Below are 9,096 nucleotides of genomic sequence, written 5' to 3' on the forward strand. Positions count from 1 at the left end.
TCCACGCCGAGCACCTCCACTTCCCCGACGTCCGGCTCGGGCAGGTCCCTGACCAGCCGCAGCAGCATGTCCTTGCCCACGCTGACACCGACCACAGCAGCCAGGCGGGCTCCCGCTCTGCCAGCCAGGGCCAGCCCGATCTGCGTCAGCAGCCCACGTAACAGCGGGGTGTAGCGGCTGTGCGGGGTGGTCAGTCCCGCTATCTGCTCGGCGAACGTCACCGCCGGGCAGGCGGGGTTCTCGCACCGGAAACGGCGAACGCGTAACTCGATCACGACGCCGAGCCCGCCCACGGCGACGTCACGCAGCGTGCGTGCATACCGGCCGTGCACCCACGCCGAGCTCTGGCCGCACCGGCAGGACCCGGTCATCGCCCGCACCCGGGTCCTCAGCACCACCTTGTCCGGCCGCCGCTCGACCTCCTCGATCACCAGCGCGGACAGGTACGGAAACAGTTCCAAGAGCACATCACGAGAGCACGCGATTCATGATCGCGAACAGGCGGCACGGCCCGCTCAACCGTCCGGATCACAAGATCGTCGACAGAACCAANCAGCACCACCTTGTCCGGCCGCCGCTCGACCTCCTCGATCACCAGCGCGGACAGGTACGGAAACAGTTCCAAGAGCACATCACGAGAGCACGCGATTCATGATCGCGAACAGGCGGCACGGCCCGCTCAACCGTCCGGATCACAAGATCGTCGACAGAACCAAGATCCGCGACGGCCAGGTCGCCAACCGGCCGATCTACCTCGCCATGGCCGTCACCGTGGAGGGCACCCGGGACATCCTGGGGATCTGGGCCGGTGACGGCGGCGAGGGTGCGAAGCACTGGCTCAGCGTGTTCACCGAGCTCCGCAACCGCGGCGTCGAGGACGTGCTCATGCTCGTCTGTGACGGATTGAAGGGCCTGCCGGACGCGGTCGAGACCGTCTGGCCGCGAACTGTGGTGCAAACATGCATAGTTCATCTGATTCGGAACAGCATCCGCTACGTGGCCCGGCAGGACTGGGACAAGGTCGCGAAGGATCTCAAGCCCGTCTACACCGCCCCGAGCGAGGCCGCCGCGACCGAACGGTTCCTGGAGTTCTCCGAGAAGTGGGGCACCAAGTATCCGGCCGTGATCAAGCTGTGGTCCGACGCCTGGGCCGAGATGGTGCCCTTCCTCTCCTTCGACGTGGAGATCCGCAAGGTCATCTGCAGCACAAATGCGATTGAGAGCGTGAACGCCCGCATCCGCAAGGCCGTGAGGGCTCGCGGCCACTTCCCGTCGGAGAACGCCGCGTTGAAGTGCGTCTACATGGCGCTCATGTCGCTGGATCCGACCGGCAAGGGTCGCCGCCGCTGGACGATGCGCTGGAAGGCACCCCTGAACGCCTTCCAGATCGCCTTCGAAGGACGCCTCACCCCCACCACCAGCAACTGACTCAACAACCAAGATCAGCCGTTGATTGGACAGACCCGGCCGAGAGCGGCTGGTACGGGCACTGCATCCAAGTCCTCCGATGGTTCCTCGCCTACAACGACATCGACGAGAGCCAGGCTCAGGCGATCGTGGAGAACGCGGTCGGCGGCCGGTTCGGCAGTTGGATCGCACCTGACGTTCCCGTGGTCGACGCGGTGAGCTCGCAGTTCGCCAGAGGCGTGGGCGAAATCAGATGACTTCCGGGCCCGGCCAACCGAAGGACAGCCTTGCCGACTGGCTGCGCATCCGGACGAAGATCTCCTGGCCGTCCTGGCGCGGCGCACGCCCCGACTCTGGAGCACCAGCCAGCGACGGCTTCCGTAACTTCTTCATGACAACACGAGGCGGACGCGACAGCGAGGGAACCGCGCGGGTCCTGACCGCCCTCGACTTGGCCTTCGACGACGCTGAGCAGGGCACACCACTGACCTTCGCCCTCATGGCGAAGTGGCAGCAGATCGTACTGGGCCACGACCTCGTCGGTTTCCGCACGATGCCGGCCTTCGCGAAGGGCGGATGGGAGCGCTACGGCCTCGCACCCGATACGCAGGCGCTGTTCGAGCGCTGTCTGTCCGAGAGTTCTCACCCTGATCTGCCCCTCCCCTCACGCGCCGCCCGGACCTACCTCGACATCGTCTTCTTCCATCCGTTCGAGGACGGCAACGCCCGCGCGGCCATGCTGGCGTTAGCCTTCGTCCTGGCACGGGAAGGCGTCCTCCTCGACCAGGTGCACCCACTGCAGACCACGCGCTGGGCCGACGATGCCGAAGGCGCGGCCGATCTGGCGGTGCTGCTCGGAATCCTGATCATCGAGGCGGAGCGGAGTCTGTCCCACGGGAGGCAGTCATGAAGGAACGCGACGTCCTGCTCAACGAGCTCGCGCAGGGGCTGCGCCGGATGTCAGAGGGCATCGAATGGTTCGACGGCCTTGGCCAGGAAGAGCAGTCCGAGGTGCTGCTGTTCCTGCGCCATCACTGCGTCCAGGCGGGTGCCGTCGCCGAGGACGTACCGGAGAGCATCCGCCGTGCCGGGCTGCGCCCGACGCATACGCCCGCAGTGCTGATCTCACGAGGCCGGATCGACGAGCAGCTGGGAAAGATCGCCGGTCTCGTGCCTCTCGACGAACGCCGCAAAGCGTTCAGGCTGCTGATCGCGGTGCTCACGATCGCCGACGAGCGGCGTCGCGAGCGCTTCTGCTCTGGCGGCTGCAGTCATTGGTGGCACAGACTGCCCGTCGCCTGACAGCCCAGCACCGCACACCTGAAGGCCACCTCCCTGTCGAACATCTTCTGGGGAGCGGATCAGTCCCACCAGAAGTCCCAGTGGTGGGCATCGCTGATCCGCTCGGCGTATGCGGCCAGTGTGTACGGCCTGCTGCCCTGCCAGATGTTGTCCGGGCAGAAGACGAAGTGCTCGGCCGCGACCAGGAGAGCCTCGTGCTCGTCCACCGGTGGCGCGGCAACGCTGAGGTGCAGCGTGGAGAAGCCGACCGCGACGACACGAACACCGAACCGATGTTCCCAATCTCGGATGATCGCGGAGAACTTCGCGGTGTCGTTGTCGTAGTTGCAGGGCCCGGACCAGCCCGCGACCGTCAGAGCCTCGGCTCCAGACGCTGCGGCAACCAGCCCGAGGCGTGACTGGGGGCGGTCGGCGAGGAACGCCTGCGCGTATTCGGCGGCCAGTTGGTCGGGATTCGTCGCTGGCTCGCGCCCAGCCGCGAGGCCAGGCCAGGTGTGCCCGAAGGGGGCCGTGACGGCGAGGCAGGTTTCAGGGGGCATGGGTCGGAGGCTGGTGCTGCGACCGGGAGGTGTCACTGCGAGGTACCGGCCACTCGATCGCGGAACTGCTGGAAGGCGTGCCAGCCCGACGTCCGCCCCGGAGTGATCAGATCCCCTCCGGCGCAGTCGAGCGCCTTGCACCGCAGAGCATCGGCAAGCCGGAGGACGGGCGTCAGGACGTCATCGCCGGAGCCGCGCATGTGGAGCATGATCGAGTCCACAGGGTCCTCGGCGCCGATGTTGAGTTCCATGGACCAGGTTGGTCCGAGAAGCTCACCCCAGGTCGGGTCTGAAAGATCGACGTCAGGGACGGCCTGGGCAACGGTCGAGAGCACGTCGTGGAGGTGACCGAGCGGGTCCGGGGTGTAGTCGGCGGGGATCTCCTCCATCGAGGTGACGTCGTCGGGCAGGCGGAGGAGAAGCACATCCCAGCTCATGATGGCCTTCCGGGTTCGAGTAGCGGTTGCGGTGGGTCAGATCAGGCTGAGCTGTTCTCCGGGCGGCTTGGGCAGGAGCGCGTTCTGCAGGCGGCGAACGTTCGCACGCCAGGGGCCGCCATCCGATTCCGCCCATAGGACCATCAGCTCGGACGGCTCGGTCATGACCCGGTCGAGGGCCTGCAGGGCGAGATCGCGCAGGCCGGTAAAATCAGGAAGAGGCTCTTCCGGCCCATAAACGGGATCGGCCGGCTCACCCCCAGGGCATTGCGCGGCAACGAGGGCGACCCCAGCCACGGCTTGCTCGGACTCGGGTGCTTCCAGATAGCCCGCGGTGTCGATCACACGGGTGAGAATGCCGCTGATAATGCTCTCGCGTTCGCCCACAGCTGCCTCATCAAGGTCGCCACAGAAGTCCGCTGCGGTGTCGTTGTCGAAGGGGCCGACGTCCCAAGTACCCATGCTCTCTCCCGATCATGATGTTGACCGGGGCATCCTGACAGAGGCCACTGACATCAGCACCCGCGCAGTCCAGGGGATGCCCACGAGCTGCTCCGGTAAGGCGCCTCAGATGGAGAAGAAGATCGTTTCCCGAAAGTGGCGGATGTCCCTGCCGCCCCCGGTCGGTGGCCCCAAGGTCCTTCCGGTGTCAGTAGCAGGAGCCAGGATGGGCAGCATGACGAAGACCGGATCGGACTACACATGGTTCGAAAACGACTTTCCAGATATCGCCGAGGCGTACTGATTCACCGTGGTGCGGGGTCTGTCGCCAGCCGAGGTGGTGTCCCGACTCGAAGGACGACCGGAGGCACCCTTGCAGGGTATAGCCGCGGTCGTCGACGCCGCCTTCGCCCAGTACGACCTGGAGAAGGGCGACCGTCAGCTGGTCGCTACGACGACTGTCGGCGCCTGGACACTGCTGATCGAACCCAACGGCTACATCGGAGTCACCGAGAGTCGAGCCCTGCCGGCCTCCGCCGGGGCGAGCTGGATCTCCCACTTCACCAACGTCAACGCCGTTGGCACCTTCCTCTGGGCAGAGGACCAAGTGCTGCGACAGTGCTTCGACCCCATGTCCCCCAGGACCGATGGGGCACCACACCGGACGAACTCCTCGACGTCATGGTGCGGATCGGCTTCCATCTTGAGGAGGAGGCCCCGGAAACGGATCTGTCCTCACCGGCAGCGTTCGCTCTGGCAGAGCACCTGACCGGCGTCGCCATCACTCCGGCGCTGCTCCAGGACACGACGTTCACCTGCGCCACCATCCAGATCCGGTGACATCTTCCGTCCGCACTCCCACGACCGGGTCCGTGGATGCGGCATGGATGTTGGCGCGGTGACGAACATCAGTAGCGACCACGTGAAGGTCCACTTCCGGATGGACATAGATGAGGACGGCTGGCCGCTGGCGAGCGTCGAGAGCCTGTGGGCGGTGGACCTCGGCGACGACACGGTGCGATTGGACAACACGCCTTGGTTCGTACGTGGAGTGGCCAGCGGGGACATCATCAAGGTGGAACTCGACGACGAGGGGATTCTTTGGGCCGGTGACACGGTCCAGCCGTCGCAGAACTGCACGATCCGGCTGATCGTCCTGAAGGACGAAGGCTCAGCTGCCACCCGGCAGAGCGTGTTGAAGGTTGAGCTGCCCCGAGTTTCGTGGAGTCCGGTGATCTTGTTTCAGGCGGACTGCGGGGTTTGCTCCTGGCTCCGCCAGAAGGCTTGCTCGTACTCTGCGGGCGGTACGTAGTCGAGTGCGGAATGGAGGCGCTCTTCGTTGTACCACGTGATCCACTGGAAGATCGCCCGCTCGACTTGGCCGACGTCCTTCCAGGGGCCTTGCATCTCGATCAGCTCGGCCTTGAAGGTGCCGTTCAGCGCCTCGGCCATGGCGTTGGCATTCACCGTCGAATGCGCTTGTTTCCCGCGATGACGATGGACGTGTGCGGTTGGTCCATCCGTTCCATCCGCGGTCCGGCGAGGCGTTCGAGTTCCTGGAGCGGATGAACTCGTGGCGCGGGGACGTGGTCCTGGCCCTGGACGAGCAGGGACGCAGGTGCTCGTTCCCGGTGGAGTGGACGGACATGGCGCCGGTGGATGCGTTCGTCGAGGAGGCCGGCGGGACCTGTCCGTTCCGGACCGGGGACCTGGTCCGGCTCGTGGATCTGGTGACCGGCCTGCGGGACGGTGTCGGGGGGATGACACCGTGACTGTCGCGCGATCAGCGCCGGTGTCCTTGCCGGACGGGCCGTGCGCCGGGGGCGTGCAGGCGTCCGGCTGTGTCTGCGACCTGCTCCTTCTGCTTCTGTGGGCGGCGTTCGCGCCGTTGGCCTGCAGTGAGGGCGGCCGGATCCTGGTGACGGCGGCGATCCCAGGGAGGCGCGATGACCCAGTCGGCGGGCAAGCAGAGCGTGTTGAAGGAGTTCCGGGCGCTCAATCCGCGGCCCGGGGCCGTGATCGACGAGGACTTCGCCGCGTGTCCGTTCCTCGATCCGCAGGACGTGGTGCAGGTCAAGTACGAGATGGTGCGCCGGGTTCGGGTGGACAACGTGTCCGTCGCGCAGGCCACGGCCGCTTTCGGGTTCTGCCGGCAGAGCTTCTATGCGATCGCCGCCGCGCTGGACGCGGGCGGGCCGGCAGCGCTGGTTCCGGGCAAGCCCGGTCCGAAGGGCCCGCGCAAACTGACCGAGGAGGTCATGGCCTTCGTCGAACAGATGAAGGCCGGCGATGCCGCGCTGCGCTCACAGCAGCTGGCCCGCGCCGTCCACCGGGAGTTCGGGATCACCGTGCATCCGCGGTCGGTGGAGAAGGCGCTGGCCCGGCGGCGCGAGCCGCGCAGTACGGAGGTGCCCGATCACCGCTGACCCGACGGTGTCGGCGGTGGACGGGGCCGAGGTCGCCCGGCGGTATGAGGACCTGCGGGCCGCGGTCCTGGGCGGGCGCGACGGGGGAACACGGCACGGCTGGGCGGTGCTGGCCCGCTCCGGCATGGCCGCCTGGATCCGGGCGGTGGCGTCCATCCCCGCCGCCTCTGCGCGGGCGGTCAAGCGGCCGCCGGCCCCGGCGAGGCCGACGGGGGTGGCGGAGGAACTGGTGGACGTGCTGGCGGTCATGGCCTGGACAGCGGCCGGAGGCTGCCGCAGCGGCTGACGACAGCGGCAGCCCGAGGAGGACCGGGTGAGTATCGAGAACAGTGGCAAGGTCACGGCCGAGCACCTGCGACGGGACGCGTATCTGTATGTGCGCCAGTCCTCACTGAAGCAGGTCGTCAACAACAGCGAGTCCACTCAGCGGCAGTACGCCCTGCGCGGCCGGGCCGTCGCTCTGGGCTGGGAGGAGGACCGGGTCGTGGTGATCGATTCCGATCAGGGCCGCTCCGGGGCCTCGACCGCGGGCCGGGACGGCTTCCAGCGTCTGGTCGCCGAGGTCTCCATGGGACGCGCCGGGATCGTCCTGGGACTCGAGGTGTCCCGCCTGGCCAGGAACAACACCGACTGGCACCGGTTGCTGGAGATCTGTGCGCTGTCCGGGACGCTGATCCTGGACGAGGATGGCCTCTACGATCCGCGGACCTTCAACGACCGGCTCGTGCTGGGCATGAAAGGCACCATGTCCGAGGCCGAACTGCACCTGCTGGGTGCCCGGCTGCGGGGTGGGCAGCTGGCCAAGGCCCGCCGCGGCGAGCTGAAGCAGCCCCTGCCCGTCGGATACGTCCACGACTACGCCGACCGCATCGTCAAGGACCCCGACACCGCGGTGCGGGCCGCCGTCGAGCGCGTCCTGGACGTGTTCACCGCCACCGGATCGGCCCGCCAGGTCGTCAAGACCTTCGCCGCCGAACACCTCACCTTCCCCTCCCGGATCCGCACCGGTCCGCGCAAGGGCGAGCTGGTCTGGGGACCGCTGAAGCACTGGCAGGTCCTCAACGTGCTCCACAACCCGCTGTATGCAGGAGCCTTCTGTTACGGACGGCGCAAGGTGGAGCGCACCACGGACGGCCGGGTGAGCATCCGGCTGCTGCCCCGCGATCAGTGGGACACCCTCATCGAAGACCACCACGAGGGATATGTGACCTTCGCCCGGTGGGAGACCAACCAGGCCACCCTCGCCGCCCAGGCCGCATCCCGCGGCCTGGAGCGGACCGCGACCGCACCGCGGGAAGGACCCGCGCTGTTGCAGGGCCTGATGATCTGCGGCCGCTGCGGACGGCGCATGACCATCGGCTATCACCTGCGCCAGGGCCGCGAGGTCAGCGACTACCGGTGCATGACCCACGCCATCCAGGAGGGCGGCCGCGTCTGCCAGCGCATCCCAGGACCGGGCGTCGAGCAGGCCGTCGCCGCCTTGCTGCTGGAGGAACTGACCCCGCTCGCCGTCGAGGCCGCGTTGCAGGTCACCGGCCGCCTCGCCGCCCGGGCCGCCGAGGCCGACCGGCTCCGCTCCACCCACCTCCAACGCGCTCAGCACCGCGCNTTGCTGCTGGAGGAACTGACCCCGCTCGCCGTCGAGGCCGCGTTGCAGGTCACCGACCGCCTCGCCGCCCGGGCCGCCGAGGCCGACCGGCTCCGCTCCACCCACCTCCAACGCGCTCAGCACCGCGCCGACCTGGCCAAACGCCGCTATCTCGCGGTCGATCCGGACAACCGCCTGGTCGCCGACAGCCTGGAGGCGGACTGGAACGCGGCTCTGCGGGAGGTCGCCGCGGCCCGCAAGGACGTCGAACGTGCCCGCATCGAGACCGAGCCCGTCACCGAGGCCCTGCGTCACAAGCTGGCCCACCTGGCCGGCGACGTGCACCGGCTCTGGCACGACCCCGGCACCCCAATGCGGGAACGCAAGCGCATCGCCCGCCTCCTCATCACCGACATCACCCTCACCAAGGGCGAGAGGATCACCGCCCGAGTACGTCTGTCCGGCGGCCGCCACCACACCCTCGATCTGCCTCTCCCGCTCGGCGGCGGGAAACTGTGGCAGACCCCGAAGCCCGTCGTCACGGCCATCGACGCCCTCCTGGAGGACCACACCGACGCCGAGATCGCCGACATCCTCAACCAGCGCGGCCTGACCAGCGGCAAGGGTCTGCCCTTCCACCGCCTCCTGGTCCGCGACATCCGCGAGGACTACCAGCTCACCAGCCGCTTCGACCGACTGCGGGACCGCGGCCTGCTGACCGCCTACGAACTCGCCGACATCCTCGACGTCAGCGTCCCCACCATCTGGAAATGGCACCGCGGCGGACTCCTCGAGGGCGAGAAGTACAACGACAAGAACGCCTGCCTCTACCCCCACCCCGGCCCGAACCCGCCCCGCGTCCAGCAAGGCGTACGCCTTGACCGCCGTCGACCTGCAGCAACCCCAAAGCGAACCCGATAGGAGAAGAGGTGCAGTGTGATGAAACGCGCTTGTCG

At 67.7% G+C, this 9,096-nt stretch carries 13 protein-coding genes and 2 pseudogenes; 10 read left to right on the forward strand and 5 right to left on the reverse strand.

What is annotated here, in order from left to right; translation table 11 throughout:
* A partial coding sequence (locus tag QCN29_RS36015) for a transposase family protein (protein WP_279933472.1) occupies positions 1-461 on the reverse strand: 461 nt, incomplete at its 3' end.
* Between the two features lie 253 nt (positions 462-714).
* On the opposite strand from QCN29_RS36015, the pseudogene QCN29_RS36020 reads away from it, so the two are divergent.
* The 3 genes and pseudogenes from QCN29_RS36020 to QCN29_RS36030 all read left to right on the forward strand — a co-directional run.
* Positions 715-1,428: pseudogene (locus QCN29_RS36020) on the forward strand (IS256 family transposase); the annotation flags it as partial.
* A gap of 232 nt (positions 1,429-1,660) precedes the next feature.
* Positions 1,661-2,317 (forward strand): Fic family protein, encoded by a 657-nt coding sequence (locus QCN29_RS36025; RefSeq protein WP_279933473.1) that lies wholly within the window; start codon positions 1,661-1,663, stop codon positions 2,315-2,317.
* Complete coding sequence (locus QCN29_RS36030; protein WP_279933474.1) at positions 2,314-2,709, forward strand: DUF5958 family protein; 396 nt, start codon at positions 2,314-2,316, stop codon at positions 2,707-2,709. The genes QCN29_RS36025 and QCN29_RS36030 overlap by 4 nt, the downstream gene beginning before the upstream one ends.
* 59 nt (positions 2,710-2,768) lie before the next feature.
* On the opposite strand, the gene QCN29_RS36035 is transcribed toward QCN29_RS36030, so the two are convergent.
* The 3 genes from QCN29_RS36035 to QCN29_RS36045 are packed head-to-tail and all read right to left on the reverse strand — an operon-like array spanning position 2,769 to position 4,147.
* Entirely contained in the window at positions 2,769-3,248 is a 480-nt protein-coding gene (locus QCN29_RS36035) for a DUF4253 domain-containing protein (protein WP_279933475.1), read from the reverse strand.
* 32 nt (positions 3,249-3,280) lie between these two features.
* Positions 3,281-3,685: a hypothetical protein gene (locus QCN29_RS36040; RefSeq protein WP_279933476.1), complete on the reverse strand. Its 405-nt coding sequence runs from the start codon at positions 3,683-3,685 to the stop codon at positions 3,281-3,283.
* Positions 3,686-3,721: 36 nt separating this feature from the next.
* Positions 3,722-4,147 carry a DUF4259 domain-containing protein gene (locus QCN29_RS36045; protein ID WP_279933477.1) on the reverse strand — a complete coding sequence of 142 codons (426 nt, stop codon included), beginning with the start codon at positions 4,145-4,147 and terminating at the stop codon, positions 3,722-3,724.
* A gap of 109 nt (positions 4,148-4,256) precedes the next feature.
* Here QCN29_RS36045 and QCN29_RS36050 point away from each other — a divergent pair, with 109 nt between their 5' ends.
* The 3 genes and pseudogenes from QCN29_RS36050 to QCN29_RS36060 all read left to right on the forward strand — a co-directional run bounded on the left by QCN29_RS36050 (position 4,257) and on the right by QCN29_RS36060 (position 5,438).
* Positions 4,257-4,430 (forward strand): hypothetical protein, encoded by a 174-nt coding sequence (locus QCN29_RS36050; RefSeq protein ID WP_279933478.1) that lies wholly within the window; start codon positions 4,257-4,259, stop codon positions 4,428-4,430.
* A gap of 36 nt (positions 4,431-4,466) precedes the next feature.
* Positions 4,467-4,966 (forward strand): annotated as a pseudogene (locus tag QCN29_RS36055) (DUF6461 domain-containing protein).
* Positions 4,967-5,066: 100 nt separating this feature from the next.
* Positions 5,067-5,438, forward strand: a complete 372-nt coding sequence (locus QCN29_RS36060) for a DUF4265 domain-containing protein (RefSeq protein ID WP_279933486.1) — start codon at positions 5,067-5,069, stop codon at positions 5,436-5,438.
* On the opposite strand, the gene QCN29_RS36065 is transcribed toward QCN29_RS36060, so the two are convergent.
* A complete protein-coding gene (locus tag QCN29_RS36065; RefSeq protein ID WP_279933479.1) occupies positions 5,369-5,593 on the reverse strand; it encodes an integrase core domain-containing protein in 225 nt (74 codons plus the stop codon). The two genes, QCN29_RS36060 and QCN29_RS36065, sit on opposite strands and share 70 nt — an antisense overlap.
* 38 nt (positions 5,594-5,631) lie before the next feature.
* On the opposite strand from QCN29_RS36065, the gene QCN29_RS36070 reads away from it, so the two are divergent.
* The 4 genes from QCN29_RS36070 to QCN29_RS36085 all read left to right on the forward strand — a co-directional run bounded on the left by QCN29_RS36070 (position 5,632) and on the right by QCN29_RS36085 (position 9,061).
* Entirely contained in the window at positions 5,632-5,898 is a 267-nt protein-coding gene (locus tag QCN29_RS36070; protein ID WP_279933480.1) for a DUF5372 family protein, read from the forward strand.
* A 174-nt stretch (positions 5,899-6,072) separates the two neighbouring features.
* Positions 6,073-6,552, forward strand: coding sequence for a helix-turn-helix domain containing protein (locus QCN29_RS36075; RefSeq protein WP_279933482.1), 480 nt, complete (start codon positions 6,073-6,075; stop codon positions 6,550-6,552).
* Between the two features lie 16 nt (positions 6,553-6,568).
* Positions 6,569-6,838 carry a hypothetical protein gene (locus QCN29_RS36080; protein WP_279933484.1) on the forward strand — a complete coding sequence of 90 codons (270 nt, stop codon included), beginning with the start codon at positions 6,569-6,571 and terminating at the stop codon, positions 6,836-6,838.
* 90 nt (positions 6,839-6,928) lie between these two features.
* Entirely contained in the window at positions 6,929-9,061 is a 2,133-nt protein-coding gene (locus QCN29_RS36085) for a recombinase family protein (RefSeq protein WP_450170628.1), read from the forward strand.
* The last annotated feature ends 35 nt before the right edge of the window (positions 9,062-9,096 follow it).

This window comes from Streptomyces chengmaiensis, from assembly GCF_029846775.1.
Classification (GTDB): Bacteria; Actinomycetota; Actinomycetes; order Streptomycetales; family Streptomycetaceae; genus Streptomyces; species Streptomyces chengmaiensis.